Genomic DNA, 24,795 nt, shown 5'->3' with positions numbered 1-24,795 from the left:
GTGGCCCGGTGATCGACAGCGGCAGGCCACGGTCGTCGTAGATGATGGTGTCGGTGCCGCCATCCCGCTGACCGCGGCGATGCGTCCGGCCAGGTTGTAGGTGGCGGCACGGCTGCTGGTGCACTGGGCCCGGCCGGGCCGGCACCAGATTGTGCGCCGGCCCGGCCGGGCGGGGTCAGCCGAGGATCTGGTAGGCGAACTGGACTTCGAGGTCACTCGCCGAGGCTGCGTTGAGCACCCGTGCCTGCAGCCGCAATGACGTGCCGGTGCCGTCCACGGTGAACGGTGAGGTCAGCGCCGTGGTCTGCGACGTCGTCGTGACCCCGATCGCGTTCCCGCCCGCGCTCGCGGCGGCGGCGTCCAGGCGTACGTCGCACGCTCCGCCGCCCAGCTTCCGGGTCACCTTCGTCACCCGGATCCGCTGGCCGTCCAGGTAGAGCAGGTTGCCGAAGTCGTAGAGTCCATCGGGCACCGCGCCGGTGACCCGGGCTACGAGGCGGCCGTCGATCTGCTCGACGCCCTTGTTGCCGGCGAAGCGGGTCTGTCCGTCGACCGATCCGGTGATCGTGTAGGGCGCGACCAGGTTGCCGTTGAGGTCGTTGTCGGCCACCAGCACGTCGGGCGAAGCGCAGACGATCCCGTAGTCCTGCCGGTTGATCCCGTCGGCCAGGCCGCCGATCGCGTTGCCGACCACCACGACGCGGGTCGCCGCCGACCGGATGTTGATCCCGGTGCCGTGCCGGTAGGCGCTGCCGCCGCCGGCGTACGCGTGCGCGAACTGGACTGGGATCTCGAAGGCGGTCGGGCTGACCACGTTGATGGTCCACTTGCCGTTGGCCTCGGTGGTGCCGGTGACGTCCAGGACGCTGACCCGGTCGCCGGTCTCCCAGCCATGCTCGGTGCTGGTGGTGATCCGGACCTTGCCGCCGCCGCCCGACGAGGTTCCCGTGATCGTCCGGGCGAACGCCGGATGCGCCGTACGCCCGTTGTTGCCGATGACACAGCCGGTGACGGTGACGCGGGTGGACGCGACGTCCAAGCCGTTGTGCCCGCAGCCGCGGATGATGCAGCCGGTGAAGGTGGCGGTGCCGGTGAAGCCTTCGGTGATCCGGACGTTGCTCAGCTCGTTGTCGGCCGAGACGTAGACGTTGGCGAACTGGGCCTGCGCGCCTGCCTCGAGCAGCACCGGGTAGCCGTGCCCGTTCTCGAAGCCGCCTCCTTCGAAGTAGAGGAACTTCGGGTAGGAGCCGCCGGTGGTGTTCTTGAGCCAGATGCCGTGCCGCCCGAACAGCACCGCGGTGGCGAAGAACTTGATCGACCCGCCGAGCCCGTCGATGACGAGGTTGTCCACGCCGGTGTTGGCCGGTCCGGCCGCGATGCCGCACTGGACGAACTCGACCGGGTCGGCCCGGGAGCCGTCGCCGACCCCGTTGAGCAGGATGACGTACTGCCCGTTGAAGCCGTTCCATACGCAGTTGCGGAACCGGATCGTGTTGCAGGAACGCAGGGTCATGCCGTTGTAGCCGTCCTTGAACCGGACGTTGATGAACGACACCATGTAGTTGCGGTCGGTTCCCGCCGCCTCGGTCGCCACCAGGCTGCCGCCGGTCAGACCCGAGCCGCGGACCACGAGGTCCCGCATGCCGCCGCCGTGGACGTTCTTGAGCCGGAAGCCGTCGGCGGCGCCGGTCGCCACGATGTACTGCGTCGAGTAGTCGTCGACGTCGGTCGCCCCGGCGCCTTGGAACAGGATCGGGATCGAGGTGATCTCGACGGTGGATTCCAGGCGTACCTTGCCGGGCCCGGTCTCGACGATGCCGCCGGTGGGCAGGGCGGCCACGGCCGCGCGTACCTTCGGCGCGTCGTCGACGTCGCCGACCCCGGTCCAGCCGAACCAGGCCAGGTCGACCCGGGCCTCGACGGGTCGCTTCCAGCGTCCGGTGGCGACGCCGGTGGCCGCGATGACCGTACCGCCGTCGTCAGTCTCGGTCGCGTCGGCGTCCCAGTAGAAGACGCCGCCGCCGACGCCGGGCCGGTCGGCGTGATAGCCGACGACGTGGACCTGCTCACCGTCGGCGGCCCCGGCGCTGGCGCGCAGATCGTCGACGCTGGTGTAGCCGGCTCCTGCTTCCAGCCGCTTCTTGGGGGCCGCCAGCGCCGGGCCGGGGCCGGCGGCCTGGGCGAGGCCGGGGATCGTCTGGCTGCCGGCCAGAGCCGCGCCGGCCAGGCCGAACGCGGCCAGTGCTTGGCGCCGGCCGGTGCGGCGGCCGGCGGCTGCCTCGGCGGCGGCGAACGTGTCGGCGGCGGGTGAGGGGATGCCTGGAGAGGTGTCGTGCATCTTCGTGCCTCCTCGAGTACGCAGGCGGCAGCGCGGCGGAACGCAGGTCCCGGCCGGTGCGGCTGCGATGGATGGGTTGAGCGGGTCAGCCTTTGACGGCTCCGACGACCACGCCCTTGGCGAAGTGCTTCTGCAGGAACGGGTAGAGCAGGCAGATCGGGACGAGCGAGACGACCAGGATCGCCATCTGCAGGGACTGCTGTGGCGGTACGATCTCCCCCGGCAGGTCGGTGCCGATGGCCGTGTTGTCGACCACGTACGAGCGCAGCACCAGCTGCAGTGGCCATTTGTCGGTGGAGTTGATGTAGAGCAGCGCGTTGAAGAAGGCGCTCCAGTACGCCACCGCCTGGAACAGGCCGACGACCGCCAATACGGCCTTGGACAGCGGCAGCATGATCCGCGTGAGGATCTGCAGCTCCCCGGCGCCGTCGATGCGGGCGGCGTCGACGATCTCGCGCGGCACCTCCATGAAGAAGGCGCGCACGATGATCACTTGGAACGCGGACACCGCGGGCGGCAGGATCAGCGCCCACCAGGAGTCGATGAGGCCGAGCTGTTTGATGAGCAGGTAGTTCGGGATCATCCCGGCGTTGAACAGCATCGTGACCAGCACCAGCATGAGCAGCGGCCGGTGGGCGAAGCTGCCCGGCCGCGACAGCGAGTACGCCAGCAGCGCGACGACCGCCATGGACAGCAGCGAGCCCACCAGGGTCACACCGATGGACACGAGGGTGGCCCGGGTGACGACACCGCCGCGGAAGATCGCCTCGTACGCGTCGAGCGACGGGCGTTCCGGCCACAGCACGTAGCCGCCCGCTTGAGTGATCTGCTCCTGGTCGGCCAGCGACGTCGAGATGACCCCGACGAACGGGATCGCCACCGCCGCGCAGCAGATCAGCAGCACGATCCCCTTCAGCACCCGGACGGCCGGGTTGGGCGCGGGCGCGCCGTTGATCAGTTTCGGCTTGCGCGCCGAGCCCTGCGGCGTCCGTGATCGGGAAGCCAGCGTCACCATCGCGAGTAGATTCCTCTCTCCCCGAACAGATGCGCGATCTTGTTCGCGATGAGCACGAGGGCGAGTCCGATCGCACCCTTGACCAGGCCGACCGCGGCGGCCAGCCCGAAGTTGCCGTCGATGATGCCGCGGTTGTAGACGTAGGTGTCCAGCACTTCGGAGGCGTCCTGGCCCACCGCCGCCTGTTGCAGGATGATCTGCTCGAAGCCGACCGTGAGGACGTCGCCGAGGCGCAGGATGAGCAGTAGCACCACGACCGACCGGATGGCCGGCAGGGTCACGTGCCACAGCTGCCGCAGACGGCCGCCGCCGTCGACGGCGACCGCCTCGAACAGTTCGGTGTCGACGCGGGAGATCGCGGCGAGGAAGATGATCGTGCCCCAGCCGACGTCCTTCCAGATCGCCTGGCTGGTGATCAGTGGCAGGAACAAGTCGGCGTTGCCGATCAGGTGCAGGATCGGGAACTCGTGGGCGCGGGCCCAGGTGTTGTAGAGGCCCGCGTTGCCGAGCATCTGCTGGAACAGCGCGACCACGATCACCCAGGACATGAAGTGCGGCAGGTAGAGCACCGACTGCACGACTCGCTTGATCTTCTCCGAGAGCAGGCTGTTGAGCAGCACGGCCAGGGCGATCGGGATCGGGAAGACCACCACGATCTGAATGAGCGAGATGATCAGCGTGTTGGTGAGCGCGTTGAGGAACGCCGGATCACCGTCGTAGATCACACGGAAGTTGTCGAAGCCGACCCAGGGCGCCTCCCAGATCGTCAGGTAGGGCCGGTAGTCCTTGAACGCGATGACGTTGCCGGCCAGCGGCACGTAATGGAACAACACCACCAGCAGCAGGCCGGGCAGACCGAGCATCAGCAGGAACCAGTCCCGCCGCAGCCGTCGCATCATCGTCGTCCTCACCTGTCGCTCTACTTGGTGGACTGGGCTTTTTCGTACTCGGCGCGTGCGGCGTCGCCGCCGGCCTTCTTCCACGCGGTGACCGCCTCGTCCCAGTACGCGATGGGCTTGCGGCCGGAGACGATGTCCAGCTCGGCAGCGTCGATGATCTTGCTCATCTCGCCGGCCTTGTCGACCGCGGTGGCCGAGTAGAGCCCTTCAGCGGGGTTGCGCAGGATGGTCGGCACGATCTTCTCCTGGTACGCCCGCTGGGCGTCCACCCGCGCCCGGTCGCCGGGACCGAGGATGGGCGGGGCGTCGATGATGTATTCGAGGGGAAGCTTGACCTCGACCTTGCCTTTGTCGGTGAGCACCGGCTTGCCGTCCTGCATCGTGTAATGCGTGCCTTCGACACCGAACTTGCGGAACATGTATTCCTTCGTTCCGAGTGGCGCGGCCAGCCAGTCGCAGATCTTCAGCAACTGCTTGATCCGAGCCTTGTCGCCCTTCTTGAACGCGGTGATCGCGAACGATGCGGCTCCCGCCGGATGCTGGGCGATGCCGCCTCCGTCGGCCTTCGGGGCCGGCATCGCGCCGATCTCCACCTTGTAGGCGGCGGCCATGGTGTCCCAGGCGGCGTACCCGTCGCCGTGCAACGCGATCGTCCCGTTGCCGAACAGGTCGCGTACCTGGAGTTTGCCGCCGAGGCTGTCCGGGTGGAACAGCCCCTTCTTGTACAGCTCCGCGGTCCGGGCGACCGCCTCCTTGCGCTGCTCGGTCTCGAACTCGGAGACGAACTTCCCGTTGTCGGCCCGCCAGGTGTTCGGCACGCCCAGCATGGTGCCGGCGAAGACGATGACCCGCTTGATACCGCCGAAGGCCCACTTGTTCGCCTTCGCGTCGGTGAGCCCCTCGGCCAGCCTGACGAACTCGGCGTAACTGGCCGGGGCGGTGTTCAAGCCCTTGGCACGGATGAGGTCGTCCCGGGCGAAGAAGATCGTCCCGGCGATGCCGCGCGGGATCGGCACCGCGAAGATGCCCCCGCCGTACGCCGTGGACAGCCAGGCGTCTTTGGGAATGTTGGCCAGGAACGGGTACTCCGTGATCGCCGAGCCCGAGACGAACTCGCTGAGGTCGGCACACAACCGGGTCAGCACGTCCGCCCGGTGGGCGAGCTTGGACGAGATCAGCGTCATGTCGGGTAGCTGGCCGCCGGCGATCACGGTCGACAGCTTGCTGAGATAGTCGGCGGACGGCGTCATCGTGATGTCCAGCGTCGCCCCGAGCTGGGTGTTCACCTCCTGCCAGTACGCGTTCGAGCCCGCGCCTGGCGGCACCGGGTTGAACATGTTGGTCAGGACGGTCACGTTCCCCAGGCCCTCGCCTGGCTTGCTGGTGAACGCGGTCGCCAGGTTCGCCGGATAGTCGTAGAACCCGGCCATCACGCCGTCGGCGGTCGCCGGCAGGTCCGGTTTCACCAGCGTCGCCGGGGCGTACTCGGGGAAGGTGACACTGCCCGCGCCGCCGGTTGTGGGGGTGGACGAGCTGCCGCAGGCTGCGAGCAGACCGGATCCGGCTACCGCGGCGGCTGCGCCACCGGTCAGTGCCAGGAAGCGGCGTCGGCTGAGCGATTGATTGGCCATCATCAGTCCTTCGGGAGGTCCGTCGGGAAGGTGCGCAGGATCAGTGAGACGACCTGCCATGGTCCGATCTCGACGGTCAGACGGCCGTCGTCGTCGGTGGGCAGCGGGCCGATCTCGCGTTCGTCGGCGGTGCACAAGGTGGCGTCTCCGGTCACGGGCAGCGGGATGCGAGCCGCCCGGCCGGAGAGGTCTTGCAGGCGCAACAGCAGTCCGTCGCCGGTGCGCGGTTGCGCGACGGTGGCGTGCACCGTCTCCGGCAGGTCCAGGTCAAGCAACGACCCGGTGGCCGGCAGTGGCCGGGGGTCGATGTCGAACTTGTCCAACCAGGTGATCTCGGTGGCGGTGGCGGCCGCGCGTACCTCCCGGCCGAAGCGCCCGGCCGCCACCGGGTCGAACGCCGGCAGCGGCGTGAAGGCGTACCGGAGGGTGAGGGTTCCGTCCTGCTCCGGCGGGGTGTTCGTCGGCCAGTAGTTGTTCAGGACCCAGGAGAACAGGCCCGCCGCCGGACGGAACTGCTCACGCCACTCCCCCCGGACGATGTCGCCCACGGTGAACAAGGGCGCGTCCGCCGAACTCCAGGCGACCGCCGGACCGTCGCCATCGGACACGACGACGGCGTACTGCGTGGTGAACCAGTCGTGACAGGCGCCGGGTGCGGTGTCGATGGCCGGATCGATCCAGCCCTGCTGCCGGTCGTAGCGCAGCACCGGCTCGGCCCCGGCGAACGGGAACGCCACATACACCGATTCCTTGGCCAGCACCCGTTCCTTGTCCAGTTCGACGGTCACGTCGATCCGGTCGGAGTCGTCGCGCAGCAGCACGTCGACCTCGATCCGGGGCAGGCTCGGTCCCGATCCGACCGTGCGCAGCCGCCAGCCGTCATAGGTGCGGCGCAGTCCGATCGGGCGCAGCTCCGCGGGCGTCACCGTCAGCTCCGGCGGGTCGGCCTTCGGCCGCCGCCCGAACAGCGTGCTTCGCGGTGCCCGCTCGTGCCGGTGTGGCTCGCCGGAGTGCGCGGGATGCTCGCCGCGAGTGAGCGACACCGGGCCGTTCAGCGCGTACAGCACCTGCCCGAGCGTCCACGGGCCGCTGTCGAGCAGCTCCCGGCCGCTCGCACGATGGCGCAAGCCGCGGATCGCTCCGGTCGCCGGGTCCAAGGTCACGTCCCAGCGCGCGGTGGTCAGGGTCGCGGGCACGGCCCGCCACTCGTCCCGGTCCGCGGCCGTCTGCCCGGTGGACCCCTCTTCCTCTCCAGGCGCGAGGGTACGCCCAGCGCCGAGCACCAGCGCCCGATAGCCGAAGGCCGGCACCCCGGGGACGGTGACGCGCACGCGTTTGAGCCCGTCACAGTCGGCCATCACCTCGCCGGGCCGCCCGTCGGGACTGCCGTGCAGGGTCTCGACCTCGACGTCGACGTCCCGGGTCCAGCCGAGCGGATTGTGCACCAGCAGCGTCGGGCCGGCCGTGCCGACCAACTCCCCCAGCTGGCTGAGCGCCCGCCGGGTCTCGTCGGTCGCCACCCGGTACGCGCTGTGCACCTGATGCCGCTTCCAGTCCAGTTGGTCGCCGACCTGGTGGCCGTGGGGATGCGCGTTGCCGTGGGCCCACGTCCAGGTGTGTTCGCAGCCGTAGAGCGCACCTTCCCAGGCGGCGTCCAGGGCGCGGCGATGCGGCCGGTAGCCGGGTTCGGCCAGGCCGACCAGAGCGGCCAGCCCTTCGGCGGCGGGCAGGGCGGTCTGCGTACGCCGATGCTCGGCCGCGACGGTGGCGCCGGTGCCCACGCCGTCCTCCCAATAGGAGCCGCCGTCGCCGGTCCAGACGGGCAGCCGGTCGGCGAGCGGGCGTACCGCGTCGAGGTATCCGGCCATGGTCGACACGACCAGCCGCGGGTACGCGTACCGCTCGTTCCAGCGGGCAGCGAACCCGGCGTCGCCGTCGCCGAGGTCCTCGTTGTCGGCGTGGGTGCCGATCACGGCCAGGTCACTCGGCAGGTAGTCCGGCCGGTCGTAGCGGGCGAGCAGGCGGGAGAAGGCGTGCGCTGCTCCGGCGACGGTCTGCGGGTCGCCTACCATGAACCTCAGCTGCGAATACGTGTCGGAGAAATGGGTCAGCACCCGGGAGCCGTCGACGCCCTGCCACAGGACGGGGCTGGCCAGGTGCTGGGCGTCGCTGTCGGCGTTGCCGCCCCGGTGGTGGTTCTCGATCCCGACGAACGCGTCGATGCCCAGCGCCCTCAGCATCGACGGCACCGCCGCCGAGTACGACGGGACGTCGGTGAGGTTGGCGTAGTCGATCGGGACTCCGTGCTCGGCCCGCAACCTCGCCGCCGCGTACGCCGCCCGGTAGACCTCTTCCAGGCTGGCGATCCCGGACAGGAACAGACTGTGGAAGGCGTTGACGGACAGCCGGCCGGACCGCAGCGCCGCGAGCACCTGCGCCGACCGCTGCGCCGACCGCGTCGCGAGGTACTCCCCCACGATCAGCGATCCGTCGACGGAGAAGGCGAACCCCGGGTCGGCGGCGAGCGCGTCGAGCGCCCGGTCGAGGTTGCGGCTGTGCAACTCCAGGACCTTTCCCTGAACGTCGGTATAGCCGACGTCCAGGTGCACGTGCGGGATCAGGTGCAGCGTCCACTTGCGAGCCGGATGCAGCTCGAAGTCGTGCTCGCTGCCACCGTCAACACCGACCGTGACTCGGACCGTGTCGGTGAACTCCGGCACGGGGAACCGGACGCGGACGTCGCCGAAATCGCGGTCGCCCCGGCGCAGATCCACCGGGTACGCGCGCTGCTTCAGGCGTACCACTGCTTGGGCGGCAGTGGACTGAGCCGGAACCGACACGGTGAGTTCGACCAGCGCGGTGCCGTCGTGGAGATACAGCGGGGTCGCGGCGAGCGTGACGCCGGTCCGGGCGGGACGTTCCGCGGGCCGCAGGCTGATCGCGTGCCAGGTGATCCCGCTGCCGAAGTGGTGGCCGAACTGCTCGCGGTGGCGCGGGTGCGGGCCGGACTCGGCCGGGACCGGACCGGTGGCGGCGGCCTCGTCGAGGCTCGTCGTGATGGTGAGCCGGTGCTCGCCGGCGCCGAGCCAGGCGGCGGGCAACCAGACGTCGAGGGTGACGTCGCCCGCGATCGGGCCGTGCCGGTAGGTCTCCGAACGGTCCTCCCGGCGCACCCGGGGGTGGAAGAACCCGCGATGCGCGTCGTCGAGCACCACGGACAGGTCGGGGCAGGGGCCGTGGCCGGCCGCGAACTCCAGGCGCAGCAGGCATCCGTCGGCCGGGACCGGCTCGGCCAGCTGGAATCCGATCGCGATGGTGTGCGACCGCCAGCCGGACGAGGCGTCGAGCGGTCCCGGCTGGAAGGCCGGCTCCGGCAGGGCGAGCAGGACGGGCAGCACGGCTACTCCAGCCCAGGCAAGGTCAGGACGCTGCCGTGTTCCCGCAACGCCGCCGCCAGCTGGGGGTAGTCATAGTCCTGCACGGCCCGCCCGGTACCCAGCGACTGGGCGGCCAGCTCGCCGGCGGCCTCGCCGAGCATGCCGTAGTTGGGCTCCATGCGCGGCGAGCTGTAGCCGACGTGGCTGGCCGAGAAACAGAGCGGAACGGCGATGTTGGCGACGCCGCCCCGTGCCGGGAACAGCACCTCGGCCGGGACCTGATAGAGGTCGACGGGCGGGTTGTGCTCGGTGCCGGACAGGGTGCCCTCGCCCACGATCGTGTCGTCGCCTTCGGCGTAGTACTGGACGATGTGGCTGTCCATGCCGTATTTCCAGCAGCAGACCGGGGTGGTCTTGGTGTTGGTCGGCTTCAGCAGGTCGTGCTGGGTCAGCACATGGGCGCCGACCATCCGGCGGGCTTCGCGGATGTAGAGCGCGTGCGGGAACCCCGTTCCATGGGGACTGTCGACGAACTCGTCCGGCGGCAGTCCGAAGGTACGCGTGTCGGCTCGGAAGCTCTCCGGCAGCGACGGATCGTTGGCCAGCCAGTAGAGCATCCCCTGATGCCAGCGGACCTGCTCGGCGATCACGTCGTCGCGGCGGGACCAGGAGCCGTCCGGATAGTTCCACGACGCGCCGGGCAGGTCGAACCCGAAGAACAGCGCCTGGTTGGTTTGATACTTCCGGTTCGGCAGCAGCGCGGTGTGCGTCACGATGTCGGACAGTCCCTTGACGCCGCGATGGGCCAGCAGCTGACCGAGGTACGCGAACAGCTTCGGGTCGTAGCCGTCGGGCTTCGGGAACGGCAGACGGTCGGGGTTGGTCGACAGCACGCCGCGGAAGTTGTAGGCCTGAGTCTTGTCGTCTGCTTCCCCCAGCTTCTGCCGCGGCCGAGGCTTGACCGGGTACAGATCGTTGGGCCGGAAGCTTCGCCGGCGGTACGCGATCTCCGGCTGGAAGCCCGCGAGGGGTTCGCCGTACGCGTCGCGCCCCTCCCGGCCGTAGCTGTACGGCACACCCGCGGCCGCCATCAGGTCGCCTTCGTAGGACGCGTCGATCACGAACCGGGCCGGGATGCCCTTCACCGCGACGATCTTGTCGGCGACGACCTCCACATCGGAGGGGCCGTGGATGCGTTCGTTGAGCCGGACGGTCGCCCCTGCCTCCGTGACCAGTGCGCGGGCGACCTTCTCGGCGACCTTGGGCTCGAACCGGTACGCCGGCCCGTCCTGGCCGTACTCGCGCCCGATGCCTTCGAAGAACCTGGTCAGGGTGAGCCCGGCCAGCGCCTCGACGACGTTCGGGCAGTCGGACTTGACCAGGCCGCCGGCGACGATGCCGCCCACGTGCCCGGTCGGCTCCAGGATGAGGCTGCGGTACCCGCGCATGCGCAGCCGCAGCGCGGACATGATCCCGGCGAGCGTCGCGCCGTAGATGACGACGTCCGGATTCTCGGCGGTGTTCATCGGGCCGCCTTCACCCGGCGCTCGGGCATGGCGAGGACCGGTGTGGAGTTCTTCGAGGCCTGCGACGGGCGGGTGCGGCGTACCTCGTCGGGCCAGGCGATCGGGATGCCGAGGGTCTGGGTGAGCAGGCTTTGGTAGTCCTCGGTGAGCCGGGGCGAGTCGGCGACCGCGTGCGGTTCGGTGCCCTGCCGCAGGCAGTACGCCGCCAGCGCGCCGACGGCCTCCCCGATGCTCCATTCCACCGGGTGCAGGCGGTAGCAGCCGTTGGTGATGTGCGTGGTCCCGATGTTCTTGCAGGCGGGCAGGAGGTTGCGCAGCCGCACGGGGATCAGCGCGCCGAGCGGGATCTGGAACGGGTAGCACTCCAGGTTCACGTAGTTCACGCCGGCCGTGCTCGGGTGCAGGTCGATGTTGTAGTGCCCGACGCCGACCGCGTCGGCGAACGGCTCCGAACCGCCGTCTTCCGGCCGGTCGACCACGGCGACATGCTGCTCCAGCACGGTGAACCGGGCTTTGATCCGGCGTGATTCGCGGATGTAGGCGTACTTGGCCAGGCCGTCGTCGGTGCCGGTCAGGTCGGGGCGCAGCTTGAGCCCGGGATAGCCGGTTCCGCCGTCGTGCCGGGGGGCCTCGGTCTGCATCCAGTGCAGATAGGACAGCGACAGCTCCTTGCAGCGCTGGAGTGCCCTGGTCCGGGCGGCGTCGTCGATGCCGGGTCCGATCAGCGGCGCTTCCCAGTAGTCGATGTTAGGCCAGTTGACCAGGGTGATGTCGGTGTCGACCAGGTCACGGCGGAACTGGCTGCGCGCCCGGATGCGTCGGAAGTGCCAGAGGTCCGGCAGGCGTACGCCGTCGAGGTCGCCCTCGAAGATCCGATTCTCCTTGCCGGCGTTGGTATGAATGTCGATCTTGAACCAGGACAGCTGCGGCCCCGGCCAGAACGGGTCGACGTGCGTCTTCCAATGATCGTACGAGGCGGGCTTGTCGATGACGTGGTCCTCACCCGGCCGATACTCCAGCGGGAAGCACCACGTGATGGACTGCTGATCGGTCCAGTCAGGCTCGGGCGCCGCGAACGGCTCGCCGGTCTGGTCCTGCGACTCGGCTCCGATGACGTGCTCGACTCCTGCCAGCTCCAGCAGATCGCCGAGTTCGGTCGCGTCCGCGACGAGCTTGGCGGAGACGACGACGGTGTCGCCGGTTCGCGTGTTTCGCAGGGTGACCGCGCGGAGGTGATCGCCGTCGGTGTCGGCGCTGACGGGGACGTGGTGGTAGAGGATCGTGATCCGGCCGGCCGACACGTACCCGGCCAGCATCTCGTCCAGGACGGCCACCCCGACGCGCGGTTCGTGACAGAGCCGGCTGACGTTGCCCAGGCCGGGGTTCAGCGTCGGGTCCGCGGCCGCCTCCGGCAGCAGCGGGTAGTTGCGCCGATAGTAGTCGCGGACCCGTCCACGCAGCTCGCGGTACCCGGGTGAGATGTAGTCGGTCTCGATCCAGGGGTGTTCGTCGGACGGCACCGCCTGCGCGGTGAGCTGGCCGCCGAGCCAGTCGGTTTCCTCGGTCAGGACGACGCGGCGGCCCAGCCGCGCGGCGGTCAGCGCCGCGGCGACGCCGCCCAAGCCTCCGCCGACCACCAGGAGGTCGGTCTCCAGCTCGGTCGCCATGCTCATGCCCGTTTCCCCTCACGGTTGCGTGCTCAGATTTGCTAATAAATTGGCAGCCATCGCGCTGCCCCAAGATTGCGGCTACGTTACATCGCCTCGTCGTGGCGATGTCAAGACGTTGGTACGCAGCAACTTCGGGCACGATTCGGTTTCGCGGGATTAGCAAATATTAGCTATGTACAGCGTTCCAATCGGGGTGCTAGAAATCCGGGCATGACTTCGCCGCTACCCGGACTGCGCTATCACCTCCCGCCCGAGAGCTCGTCCCGCGAGACGGACTCGGACGTGGTGGTCTACGGCGCGACCTCGGGCGGCGTGACCGCGGCCGTGCGGGCGGCCCGCGACGGCCACTCCGTGACCCTGCTCGCCTTCGACGATCACGTGGGCGGCCTGAGCAGCGGTGGACTCGGGGAGACCGACGTCGGCCGGGCATCCACTGTGGGTGGACTCGCGCTGGCGTTCTACCGCGCCGTCGGCAGCGCCTACGGCCGGCCGGACGTGCACTGGCGGGTGGAGTCGCACGTCGCGGAGGCCCTCTTCCGGCAGTGGCTGGCCACCGCCGGAGTCACCGTGCTGCACCGGCAGCACCTGTGCGGCGTCACGATGTCGGGCGATCGGCTCGCCGAACTCCGCACCGACGACGGCGGGCGTCACCGCGCCAAGGTTTTCGTCGACGCCTCCTACGAGGGCGACCTGATGGCGGCAGCCGGCGTGTCGCACACCATCGGTCGGGAGGCGTCGGCGGTCTACCGGGAGCCGCTGGCAGGCGTGCAGCCCAGCTCCAGCCACCAGTTCACGGTCCCGGTCGACCCGTACATCGTGCCCGGTCAGCCGGCGTCGGGGTTGCTCAGCGGAATCTGCGCCGACGCGTTCGGCACCGTCGGCGACGGAGACCAGCGGCTGCAGGCGTACAACTTCCGGCTGCACGTGACCGACGCGGCCGATCGAGTGCCCTATCCCGAGCCGGACGGCTACGACCGGGACCGCTACGAACTGCTCCGGCGCCACCTCGACGCGGGGGTCTTCGAGCTGTACGGACGCACGACCCGGATCCGTGGCGACGTCTACGACATGAACAACCACGGAGCCGTGTCGTCTGACCACATCGGAGCAAACTACGAGTGGCCGTCGGCGGTCTCGCTGACCCCGGCATCGGGGCCCGACGACCGCCCGGCGCTCGATCGGCAGGCTGCGGCCGCCGCGGCCGGGTACGCCCGCCGCGAGGAGATCTACGCCGACCACGTCCGCTACCAGGCCGGACTGTTGCACTACCTCTGCTTCGACCGGTCGGTGCCGACCCCGGTCCGCACGGCCGCCCAGGCATACGGGCTGGCTCCCGGCGAGTTCACCGGCACCGCCCACTGGCCGCACCAGCTCTACATCCGAGAGGCGCGCCGGATGGTCTCCAACTATGTGATCACACAGCATGACGCGACCGGGACGACTCCGGTCGACGATCCGGTCGCGCTCGCCTCCTACGTCATGGACTCCCACAACGCCAAACGTGTCGTCGTCGACGGCCGGACGGTCAACGAGGGCAACGTGCAGCATCCCCTCGCCGCGCCGATGGGCATCCCGTACCGGGCGCTCGTGCCGCGTACCGGTGAATGTGCGAACCTGCTCGTCGCGTCGGCCATCTCGGCGTCCCATGTGGCCTTCGCCTCGGTACGCATGGAACCGGTGTTCATGATGCTCGGCGATGCAGCCGGCTGCGCCGCCGGACTGGCCGCCGCCACCGGCTCGGGCGTGCGCGACGTCGACTATGAGACGCTGCGCGAGAAGTTGCGCGCCAACGGAGCGGTCCTGTCGGGAGGAGCCCGGTGAACGGAGAACGCGGAATCATCCGGCAGGCCGACATCGCCCGCGAGGCCGGCGTCTCGCAGTCCACGGTGTCCCAGGTCCTGCGCGGTGCCGGTGATCTGAGCCGGATCTCCCTCGAAACGCAGCGCCGGGTGCTGACGGCCGCCAAACGGCTGCGCTACACCACCAGCCCGCAACAGCGTACTGCGGTCGAGAAGCGCCACGCACCGCCGCTGCTGGGCGTGCACACCTTCGAGCCGATCTTCCCGACCAGCGCCGGGGACTACTACTTCGAGTTCCTGCAAGGCATCGAGGAGCAGGCCGGCGTCGAGGGCTGCAACCTGGTGCTGTTCACCGCCGCGCGCGACGAGGGCGGCGTACGCCGGATCTACCGCGGCGACGTCAACGCCCTGGGCCAGGCAGCCGGCAGCGTGATCCTCGGCCATCGGGCGCACCAGGACGATCTGGCCCGGCTGGCCGCCGACGCGCATCCATTCGTCTACATCGGCCATCGTGAAGTACCCGGATTCCAGATCAGCTACGTCGGCGGCGACTACCGGACAGCCACCGGCCGCATCGTCGACGACCTGGTCGCCCTCGGCCACCGGACCTTCGCCTACCTCGGTGAAGCCGTCCGCTACGAACCGCAGGCCGACCGCTGGGAAGGCTTCTCCACCGCACTGGACCGATTCGGGCTGACCGTGCCCGTCCCCGCGTACACGCAGCCGGAAGAACTGGCCGCCCAGTGGCTCGACACCGCGTTGGCCGCCGGCACCACGGTGATCCTCGTGGAGTCGGTCAGCCTCCTGCGGGTACTGCACGCGATCATCGGACTGCGAGGCCTCAGCGTCCCCGGCGACGTCTCGATCATGCTGCTGGTCGACGACACCGCGAGCCCCGGCGCCTGGGCCAGCATGCAGGTGCCGCGCAACGCCATGGGACGGCGCGCGGTTCGCCTGCTGACCGCGCTGGTCACCGACCCGATCGGGGATTACGAGCGACAGATCCTGCTGCCCTGCACGCACACACTCGAACCCTCCGTCGCCCCACCTCGGTAGCCCAGTGCCCGCTGATCGCCCGGTGCCGCGATCGCTCAGCGCCAACGCTGTGGGAGTCGACCGTAGGCGCTGGCTCAGCCGAACCAGAGCGGAGAGCGACCTGAATTCTGAGGTCACGCAAGTGCTGGCCGAGGCGTTCGTGGGCGTCAACATGCTGCCACGCGCCATTTCTGCAGACCTTCCCGTCCTCCTCAAATCCGCCACCGGCTACCTCGGCGATGAGTGGGAAGGACAGGCTGAACCGCCGCGGGAGCGGCAGAGGACTGCCCTGGGGTTGATGCTGAGGTTCCTCAGTCACTGGCTCGACGGCGCTGGAGTTGCTTGCCTAAGCAGCACGGCAATGTGGAACTAATTAAGGGGAAGGGAATCTCCATTGCTACGAGCACCGCTATCCTTCGGACGTACTCCTGGTTCGCGTACGTACCAACGCATTTTCACCCGATAGACATTGCTATGACATCGTGAAACGGAGACAAGCCATGGACGCCAACCGACAGCGGCGCGGATGGTGGCGCTCGCCGGGCCGGGTCCTGCTCGTCACGCTGCTCGTCGCGGCGATACTCTTCCTGGCCTGCGGGGTCGCCGTCTTCCTATCACTGGACGCGCATTTCGGCAGCGGGTTCGACGCCCGACGGTTCGACAAGCTGGAGACGGAGTTCAATCGCAGGCAGGCGGCCTTCACCAAAGCCGACGCCCGGATGCGGGAACTGGTGGCCGCCCACCCGCACGCCGAACGGATCGGCTGGACCATGATGGATATCTGCGTGCGCGACGCCGGACAGGCTAACACCGATTGGGCTCACGACTGTAAGCCGACGAACCCGGACGATCAGGCGACGTTCGCGGCTCTGCCGCCGTACGCCTACCTGATCATCCATCAGGCGAAAGACCCCGGGCGCACCTTCTTCCGCTTCTACCATGAGGACCCGCCGGTCTACACGATCATGCACGCACCCGACGGCACGGACGCGGAGGCGTACGCGGAGGACCGCGGGTTCCGCAGCAGCCGGGCACTGAAGCCGGGGTGGATGCTCCTTGGGCCGATCCCCGACCTGGGCCGTGAGGACGAGCAGTGGCAGTAGGGCTCAGGCAGCGGTGGAACTTGTGAACTGCTTGCCACCGTGCGCGCGGGCGGCGGCGTCGGCGTGATCAGCTCCCGGGCAGCCGCAGCCACTGTCGCCTCCGGCGAACTCGTCGAGCTGACGGTCGAGGCCATGCCCCTCGTCCGTCCGCTGAACGCCCTCTGGCTCGGGCGTAGGCCGACCCCGCTGGCCGCCGAACTCCTGACGATCGCCGCCGCAGCGGGGTGACCCGCCCGAAAACTGTCAGCGGCGGGGTTGTGAGTGTCTTGTGAGAGCCGTCGCGAAGACTCGCCTGCGTCTCTGACGGCCTCATGAAGGTGATCTGTTCACATGCGCGATAGACACATGCTCAGAGGGCGACGGGTGCTTGCGGTGGCGGCCATCGCGACCGTAGCGCTCGCCCTGGCCGGCACGGTCCCGGCCGACGCCGACGTGTCGTCCTCAGTGGTGCCGCTGGAGGGCGGCTCGCCGGACGCCCAGATGGTCAGCCTCAGTGCTGCGACCAGCATGGTGGAATCGGCGACCGTTCCGATCCAGGCACCGTCGTCCACCTACGGCGTCGATACCGGGACCGCTGCCGAGCCGAGCCGGGCAGTGTCGGTGCCGTACGCGACCAACTACGATTTCGATCATCCGTGGACCTACGGGTATAAGGTCACCACCGACGGTGGGAGCACCTTCCAGACCGGCACGTATCACGGCATCGCCCTCGCGCTGGACGACGGACGGTTGCTCGCGTGGGATTCGGACTGGGGGCAGGCGGTCGCCGGGCCGATCCGCAAGGTAAACGTGCAGTACTCGGCCGACTCCGGTACGACGTGGAGCACGGCTTCTCAGGCGCAGGTGGACATCAGCCCGCTCAGTTTCGTCACCACCGCCAATTTCTACCCGACCAGCGTGATCCAGGTGCCCGGCGGCCCGCTGCTGATGGGCGGATACGGCGGCACCAGCGGCGGAATGACCGGCTTCCTCCTCAAGAGCCTGGATGCGGGCGCGCACTGGACCCTGGTCAGCGTCGTAGGCGCGGCCGACCCCACCCACGCGTACACCGAAGTGGGTCTCGCCCAGAACGCCGTCGGCGAACTGGTCTCCGTCGTACGCACCCAGAACCCGACAGCTAGCGGAGACGCCAGCTACTACACCTTGAGGATCCGCCGAGCCCAGCTCACCGCAGTCGCCGGTGCCCCGGCCGACCGAACCGTGACGTGGGAGACGTCGACGCCGATCGCTCTACCTGCGGCGCTCGACGCCACGATCATGCCCCGGCTCAGCTTGTTGCCGAACGGCATGCTCGCACTGGTCGGCGGACGCAATCACAATTGGCTGGCGGTGTCCTACGCCGGCGACGGTCGTACCTGGGACTACATCGGGACGTTCTACCGTAACTACCCGTCCGGCGTCACCGGCGGCAACACCTTCAACTACGGCTCCAGCGGCAACGCGAGCCTGGCGTGGACCGAGCCGAACCGGGTGCTGCTGACCGCCGACACCTGCCACCTTCTGCGTAACCAGGACACCGGCCAGGTCACCAACAACTGCACCCGCGGCGGCCTGAACAGCCCGAACACCACGGCTGGCGTACAACGGGTCCTCGCCGACCTGCTGCGGCGCAACGTGGGCAAGATCGATCTGGGGTCGAAGTATCGTGCCGGTGCGATCCAGGTGAGCAGCTCGCTGGACTCGACGTTCGCCGCCCACCCGCGTACTGGTGTCGCGGCGGCCTTCGACGGCAGCAACGAGCAGTGGTCCAGCGCGATCGCCGCCGGGGCGTCCCAGGGCACCTTCGACATCACCCTGGACGGGGCGTACACCCTGAATCGGATCGGTATCAGTCAATCCGTTGGCCACACCCAGTCGTCCGTGGTGCAGACCAAGCTCAACGCCGCCGACCCGTGGACCGACTGGTTCACCGCCGGGCCGAACAGCAGACTCGCGATGACCTACTACGAACCCGGCGCGCGCCAGGCCCGATACGTCCGGATCGTGACCGGCGCCTCCGATGGATGCCTGCCCGGCGCCGGCCCCGACTGCAGCGTGCTCAACGAACTCGAGCTGTACTCCACGGTGGACTCGTTCGAGAACGACCCGCTGTCCGGAGCGACGCCCCGCGGCTGGGTGGTGAAGGAGACGATAGTCAACGGTGCGGGTCGCATCGGCTGTTGGGCCACCCAGAACACGTCCGGCAGCGGCAGCAGCCGAGCCCTGCTGATCAACGACGCCTACACCGACCACCTCCCGACCGCCTTCCAGAAGGCGAACGCCGCCGCCAGCCGGACCGTCGAGTTCCGGACCAAGTTCCTCGTGGGCGACGGCCCGATGCTGTTCGGCATCCGCAACACCAACACGACGACCTTCGATTCGGACGACATGGCGTTCCACCTCATGGTGTCCAAGTCCGGCGCGATCTCCTACTACAAGGGCGGCACCTGGAATGCCCTCCCGGTCGCCAAGACGTTCGACATGGCCGCCTGGAACAAGATCGCCATCCAGGCGACGAGCCCGACCAGCGCCACTGTGCTGATCAACGGCATTCCCATCGGGACCCTGCCGCGCACCGACGGTGCCGCCGGCGCCCTTTACGGGCCACAATTCTCGTCGAGTTCGACTGCGGACACCGGTGATCAGTTCCTGATCGACGACGTGCTGACCTCCTGAACATATGTGGCCGTGGGATCACTCGGGCCGAGTGGTCCCACGGCCGTCACCCTCCGATCCACCAGTGCGCGATTCAGTCGCGAGTTCCGTGGTCAGGGGGTCCGGTCACCTCCGCGAAGGCCGGCAACGGGGGAAGCCGAAGGCACGCGGGCTCCAGACCGAGCTCGAGAAGGATGCGCCGGCATTCTGCGCTGTGGTGCCCGGCGACCTCATCGCCGAGCGCACTCAGCGCCAGGCCGAGCCGGTGGTGTGTGCGGGCCGACTCCAGCGGAAACCCAAGGCGCTGCCAGATGGCCAGGGCTCGGCGCAACGGCTCGACCGCATCGACGGAGCGTTCCCGCGCCAGGGCCAGGTCGCCGAGGGAACGGAGGGTCATGGCGGTGCTGCTGTGGTCGCGGATCCGTTCGAAGACCGCCAGGGCACGCCGTAGCAGCGCCTCGGCCTCCGTCCACAGCTCTCGTCGAAGAGCCAGTTCCCCGAGCCTGAGCAACCCGACGGCGGCCGCCGCATCGTTGCCGACGCTCTCCAAGGTCTCCAGGCTCTCCGTCAGCACCCGCTCCGCCTCGTCGTGCCATCCGGCGTCCATCAGCACCTCACCGTGGCCGAGCAGCCGCATGGCTGTCATGGCGGGGGCGTCGCCGGTCCGCTGGATCGCCACCGCCCGCTCGGACAACGCAATGCCCATCTGCGGCCGTCCGGCCTCGGCGTGGGCAGTGGCGACACCATGCAGCGAGGTGGTGACAAGCAGGATCGGCGCGTCTTCCCGACACGACGCCAGCGCCCGCTCGGACCAGCCGATCGCCTCCTCCAGCCGACCCCGGCGCTTGGCGTACAGGCCACTCTGGAGGAACGTTCGCACCTCCTGGTCGCGTTCGCCGAGCCGTTGTGCCAGCATGCGCGCCTCGCTGAGCAGCACCGGCATCTCGTCGTCGCGGTCGGTCGTCATGAACGCCGAGAACAGTGCGTGGGCGAGCCCGAGCCGGAGCCGGTCGTTCTGCACCATTGCCCACGCGTCGCGCAGCGTGCGCTCATGGTCGTCGTAGTAGTTGCGGGACTTGAGGAATCCGGAGATCCACAGCGCAAGTTGTGCGGCCAGGTCGCCCCGGCCCAGCCGACGGGCCCGCGTCACTGCTCTGACCAGGCTTACTCGCTCGGCCTCGAACCAGTCGGTCGCATCACACGCGACCGCCGCCGCCGCCGAGGCCGGCACCTGCGGCGCCGGAACGCCCCGCGCGTGCCCGAGGCCGTAGCCGCGCCGTGCGTCAGCCGCGCTCGCCAGAGCCAGCCAGGTCCGCAGTACCCGGATGACGGCCTCGTCTCGCTCGCTTTCCGCGTCCTCCGCTCGCGCCCGCTCGGCGGCGAACTCCGTCACCAGGTCGTGCAGCCGGTATCGGAGTTGACCGGCCGCGTCGACGCTGCGCGGATCGACGAGGTGCACGCCGACCAGATCATCCAGCAACCCGTCCGCGGCCCGGCCGATCAGCTCGTCGCAAACCCACGCCGGCCAGTCGGGTGCGTCGAGGATGGCCAGCCGGCGCAGCAGAGCCTGTTGCGGCAGGTCGAGCAGCCGGTAGCTCAAGCCGATGCTGGAGCGCACGTCGAGGTCCCCGACCCGCAGCTCGTCAAGCCGGCCGTGCTCGGCGGCGAGCCGGCGATGCAGGTCGGCGAGCGTCCAGCCGGGATGGGCAGCCAACCGGGCGGCCGCGATGCAGATCGCCAGCGGGAACCGCCCGCACGCCTCGACGACCGCCTGCGCCGACGCGGGTTCCGCAGCGATCCGCTCGGGGCCGGCGATCCGGGCCAACAGCTCCACCGCGTCCCGGTCGACCAGCACGGGAACGGTCCACCGGGTGGCGCCCACCAGCGCCGTCAGCCGCTGCCGAGAGGTGATCACCGTCGCGCAGCCCGCGAACGTGGGCAGCAACGCCCGGACCTGTTCCTCGCTCGCCACGTCATCCAGCAGCACCAGGACCCGCCGACCGGCCAGCCGACTGCGGTAGGCGGCCAGCCGCTCCTGCGGATCGTCGGGAACCTCGGCCGGTGCGACGCCGAGCGCGCGCAGAAACCGGCCGAGCACCGTGTGCGGCGCTATGGGATCGGCGTGCATGCCCCGCAAGTCGGCGAACAGATGACCATCGGGGAACCTCCCGAGCAGCCCGTGCCCGGCGGCGACGGCCACCGTCGTCTTCCCGACCCCGCCCGGCCCCACGAGGACCACCATGGGCGGCGCGGCCGGGCCCGCTCGGCACAGATCGTTCTCGACTGCGGCGATCAGGTCGTCCCGGCCGCCGAGAATGGTCGGCACGGGCGGTAGCTGTCGCGGGTAGACCCAGCCGGCCGGCGGGGCGTCCTGCAGGATCTCGCGCTCAATCGCCCGCAGGCCGACACCCGGCTCGATGCCCAACTCCTCGGCGAACAGCCGATAGGTTCCCCGGTACTCCGTGAGCGCGTCGGCTCGGCGGCCGACCCCGACGAGGGCCAGCATGTGCAGCTCACGCAACCGCTCGTGATAGGGGTGTTCGCCGATCAGGCCGGGCAGGGCGCGCAGCACGTCTTCGTGCCTGCCGAGGGACAGCGCCGCCTCAAGCCAGGCGACGGCGGCGGCGAGCCGCTCGGCGTGCAGGCTCGCGCGGACCGATTCGGCCCAGTCACCGGCGATGTTCGCCAGGGCAGGCCCGTTCCACAGCGCCTCGGCGGCCGCCAGCAGCTCAAGCGATTCGGCATGCTCGACAGCCGCGCCCGCCCGCGAGACGAGGGAGCGAAACTCGGCCAGGTCCAGCCGATGTCCGTCCAATGTCACCTGATAGCCGAGAGGTCGAGTGAAGATGACCCCGCCCAACCGTCGGCGCAGGTTGCTGATCATGTTGTGCAGCTGACCCTTGGCCGTCCGCGGTGGCGCTGTCCACACTGTCTCGACCAGCCGGTCGGCGGCGGTCAGCCGGTCGGCGTTCAGCAGCAACTGCGCCAACACCAGGCGCTCCCGCCCGCTACCCACCTCTATGGAACGCCCGTCAGCCCGCACTTCGACCGGCCCCAGGACCAAGAAATCCATGTGAATCATCCAACCACCACCGAAGCAGCGCCACGGCCGTGCGGGCGTCTGTTATTCCGTCCTCGGGAAAGCAACGCGTGCGACCGTGCGGACACCACAAGACGGAGGCGACTCTGCCGATCATTGCTCTCCTCGTGGCCGAGCACTTGATACTCGGCGCACGGTCCTGACGTCCGCCATCGGCGCGGTAGATCAGCCGAGCTAATCAGAGCGTGACGACATATGGCGGCCACCGACGAAGTTGCTCGTCGATGGCGGCCCTACGGCGTATCAGCTGATCGTGAAGGAGTAGAGGTCGCCTCCGGTCAGGTCGAACCTGAGGCGGATCGGGCCAGCCGGCAGGGTCGTTCTTCCTGACCAGCTCACCGCGACACCAGGGGCGAGCGCGTTGGCGGTGACGGCCACGGCGTCGGTGGCCGCGTAGTCCCTGATCGGTTCGCCTTGGTCATCCACAACGGACACAATGAGCGTCCCGCTGGGACCGGGGTCATAGTTGACCCGCAGTGTCGCCCCGGCCGGCGACAGTGGCCGGGTGACCACTGTGCCCGCGCCGTGGAACGATTCGAATCTGTCCTGCGGCCACGAGATCAGCCCGATCTTGGAGTTGCCCTGCACGACTGTGCAGTCACCGGCGCTTACGGCGGCGGCCGTGCAGCTGTGTTCACCCGCGAACGCGCCGTAGTAGAGCCGGGTCTGCCACTCACCGTCGACCAGCACATTCAACAGGGTGGTGCCGGTGAGGGCGAACCCCCAGTCCCACGACATGACCGGGCCGGGGAGGATGAGGTCCGTCCGGTTGGGACGGCTCCAATTGACCAGGTCGCTCGACGCCGCGAGCCCGATGTGGCTGCGTCCGGTGTCGGGGCCGGGATCGCCGTTGTCACGGTTGGGGCTATAGGCGATGTCAAATACCCAGGGCGTGCCCAGATACTGATCGCCGTAACGAATAGCGGGCATACCGTAGATCTCGCTCCACGCCGTCGTGCCGTGCTTGCCCGTGCCAATCGGGATGAGCCCGCTGTCGGCCACATCGGCGGCGAAGGACGGCCGGGGCGCGGTCCACACCGCGAAGTCAGTGCTCGTAGCGACCCACACGGTGCGAGGGCCGGGCGGCACCGCCGGCGGGGCGTAGTCGGTCGGGTATTGCTTGGTCATCGCGATGTACCGGCCGGTCACGGGGTCGTAGGTCACGTTGGCGACATCCCAGCCGGGGATGGGGCTCGACCCGGGCACAGCGGTCCAGATGATCCCGTCGGCGGACTGCATCGGGTAGTAGTGGCGCGGCTTCGGGTCACCGGTGGCCGCGGGCCGCAGCATGAAGAACTTCGGGCCGCCGCTCTCCGGTGTCCAGTCGCGGTTCTGCACGACACCATGCATCGCTTGTGGATATATGGCGGCGGTGCGGCCGTTCCGGCTCCAGGTGATCCCGTCGACGCTCTCGGCGAAGCCGGTGCCGGTGGAAGTCGCGTACCACATCTGGTATCCGGGTCCACCTGGGAGCACCGTGCCGGAGAGGCGAGGATTTGCATCCCACGTGTCGACGCCGGACAGCACGGGGCCGGTCTTCGTTCCGGGATTCATCTGCCGGGTCACCCCGGTGTAGTAGTCGACGCGTTGGTCGCCGACGAACAGCACGGTGGCATCAGCGGCGAGCGCCGAGACGTAGGACGGTTCCGAGGTGGACTTCAGGGTGACGTCGTCCCATACCGTTGTGCCGGTCGTGCTCTGCAGGCTGTACAGCCGTACGCGCAGCCCGACGGTCCCGCTCGGCGCGGACGCGGTGGCCGACACCTGGCGCCACCCGCCCGCCGGTACCGTCGCCGTGACGGCGGTCAACCGGGTATCGCTGGAGCCGTAGTACTCCAGGTAGAGCACGCCGGACGCGCCGCTGATCCGGTTGGCCCATACCGATGCGGTGAACGTCTCACCGCCCGCGGCCGGGATCTGCCGGCTCAGCACCGACACCTCATCGCTCGTCGAGGTGTCGACCGTCCGCAGTGCTGCCCGTCCACTATGGACCGGCGTGTCGACGACGGTGGCGCTGCCACCGGGGGCATAGACCGCCCACTCGGTAGGTGAACCGCCACCGCGCGGCTCCTCGAATCCAGCGTCAGGCACCTTCCGTAGCGACGGCATCACGCTGGCGACCGTAGCGTCGTCCCACACGATAGAACTCACATCGGTCAGCGAGCTGTAGGCGAGCATGGTCGCTGTGACCGCGTCGTCGGGAGCAATGCCGATCGCGGTGACCCGCTGCCACCCGGATGCCGCCGTGAGCGGCGTGGACACCGCCAGGGCACGCCCCCCGTCGGCTCGCCAGAACTCGAGGTAGAGCACGCCGCCACTGCCGGAGGTGCGGTTGGCCCAGATGGAGGCGGTCAGGCTCTCCCCAGGCAGCGTGGTGATGCGGGTGCTGCGCAGGCTGACCCCGGTGCTGCTCGACGTGTCGGTGACCCTCGCGGCCACCACGCCACTATGCGTGGGCGAGGCCACCGTGGCCACCGCTGACCCGGTCACCGCCCAGCCGGCCGGCGTTGTAGCGCTGGATTCGAAGTCCGCGTTGGGCAGCAGCCGAGCCACGGCGGTGGCTGCGACGGCCGCAGGGGCCGAGATGACAGTCAGGCCACCCGCGAGCAGCCCGAGCGCGACGATGAGGCGTGATGTCTTCCCCGTCAGAGTCACGGGAGCAATTGTG

General features: G+C 69.2%; 14 protein-coding genes. 5 read left to right on the top strand and 9 right to left on the bottom strand.

The annotated features are described in order from the left end of the window. Positions 1–175: 175 nt before the first annotated feature. From HDA40_RS39725 to HDA40_RS39695, 7 genes are all read right to left on the bottom strand, one after another. Positions 176–2,338: a putative phage tail protein gene (locus HDA40_RS39725; protein ID WP_253763237.1), complete on the bottom strand. Its 2,163-nt coding sequence runs from the start codon at positions 2,336–2,338 to the stop codon at positions 176–178. Between the two features lie 85 nt (positions 2,339–2,423). After that, positions 2,424–3,353 (bottom strand): carbohydrate ABC transporter permease, encoded by a 930-nt coding sequence (locus HDA40_RS39720; protein ID WP_253763236.1) that lies wholly within the window; start codon positions 3,351–3,353, stop codon positions 2,424–2,426. Beyond that, positions 3,347–4,264 (bottom strand): ABC transporter permease, encoded by a 918-nt coding sequence (locus HDA40_RS39715; protein WP_253763235.1) that lies wholly within the window; start codon positions 4,262–4,264, stop codon positions 3,347–3,349. Before HDA40_RS39715 ends, HDA40_RS39720 begins: the two co-directional genes overlap by 7 nt. 8 nt (positions 4,265–4,272) lie before the next feature. Further along, entirely contained in the window at positions 4,273–5,883 is a 1,611-nt protein-coding gene (locus HDA40_RS39710; protein WP_253763234.1) for an extracellular solute-binding protein, read from the bottom strand. Positions 5,884–5,885: 2 nt separating this feature from the next. Then, positions 5,886–9,281, bottom strand: coding sequence for a glycoside hydrolase family 38 N-terminal domain-containing protein (locus tag HDA40_RS39705; protein ID WP_253763233.1), 3,396 nt, complete (start codon positions 9,279–9,281; stop codon positions 5,886–5,888). 2 nt (positions 9,282–9,283) lie between these two features. After that, positions 9,284–10,786, bottom strand: a complete 1,503-nt coding sequence (locus tag HDA40_RS39700) for an FAD-dependent oxidoreductase (protein ID WP_253763232.1) — start codon at positions 10,784–10,786, stop codon at positions 9,284–9,286. Beyond that, positions 10,783–12,459 (bottom strand): FAD-dependent oxidoreductase, encoded by a 1,677-nt coding sequence (locus HDA40_RS39695; RefSeq protein ID WP_253763231.1) that lies wholly within the window; start codon positions 12,457–12,459, stop codon positions 10,783–10,785. Before HDA40_RS39695 ends, HDA40_RS39700 begins: the two co-directional genes overlap by 4 nt. A 207-nt stretch (positions 12,460–12,666) precedes the next feature. Between HDA40_RS39695 and HDA40_RS39690 the strand changes: the two genes are divergently transcribed. The 5 genes from HDA40_RS39690 (at position 12,667) to HDA40_RS39670 (ending at position 19,048) form a co-directional block, all read left to right on the top strand. Further along, positions 12,667–14,277 (top strand): FAD-dependent oxidoreductase, encoded by a 1,611-nt coding sequence (locus HDA40_RS39690; protein ID WP_253763230.1) that lies wholly within the window; start codon positions 12,667–12,669, stop codon positions 14,275–14,277. Beyond that, on the top strand, positions 14,274–15,311 hold the full coding sequence (locus HDA40_RS42405; protein ID WP_253763229.1) for a LacI family DNA-binding transcriptional regulator: 1,038 nt from the start codon (positions 14,274–14,276) through the stop codon (positions 15,309–15,311). Before HDA40_RS39690 ends, HDA40_RS42405 begins: the two co-directional genes overlap by 4 nt. A gap of 479 nt (positions 15,312–15,790) precedes the next feature. After that, the gene (locus HDA40_RS39680; RefSeq protein WP_253763228.1) at positions 15,791–16,393 is read left to right on the top strand and encodes a hypothetical protein; all 603 of its coding nucleotides are present in this window, start codon (positions 15,791–15,793) and stop codon (positions 16,391–16,393) included. Between the two features lie 39 nt (positions 16,394–16,432). Next, positions 16,433–16,621 carry a type 2 periplasmic-binding domain-containing protein gene (locus tag HDA40_RS39675; RefSeq protein WP_253763227.1) on the top strand — a complete coding sequence of 63 codons (189 nt, stop codon included), beginning with the start codon at positions 16,433–16,435 and terminating at the stop codon, positions 16,619–16,621. A 117-nt stretch (positions 16,622–16,738) separates the two neighbouring features. Next, positions 16,739–19,048, top strand: coding sequence for a sialidase family protein (locus tag HDA40_RS39670; RefSeq protein ID WP_253763226.1), 2,310 nt, complete (start codon positions 16,739–16,741; stop codon positions 19,046–19,048). A 73-nt stretch (positions 19,049–19,121) separates the two neighbouring features. On the opposite strand, the gene HDA40_RS39665 is transcribed toward HDA40_RS39670, so the two are convergent. Continuing rightward, positions 19,122–22,100 (bottom strand): AfsR/SARP family transcriptional regulator, encoded by a 2,979-nt coding sequence (locus tag HDA40_RS39665; protein WP_253763225.1) that lies wholly within the window; start codon positions 22,098–22,100, stop codon positions 19,122–19,124. A 270-nt stretch (positions 22,101–22,370) separates the two neighbouring features. Next, complete coding sequence (locus HDA40_RS39660; RefSeq protein WP_253763224.1) at positions 22,371–24,782, bottom strand: carbohydrate binding domain-containing protein; 2,412 nt, start codon at positions 24,780–24,782, stop codon at positions 22,371–22,373. Positions 24,783–24,795: the final 13 nt, after the last annotated feature.

The organism is Hamadaea flava (assembly GCF_024172085.1).
GTDB classification, from domain to species: Bacteria; Actinomycetota; Actinomycetes; order Mycobacteriales; family Micromonosporaceae; genus Hamadaea; species Hamadaea flava.
This window is presented reverse-complemented; position numbering and strand designations above follow the sequence as displayed.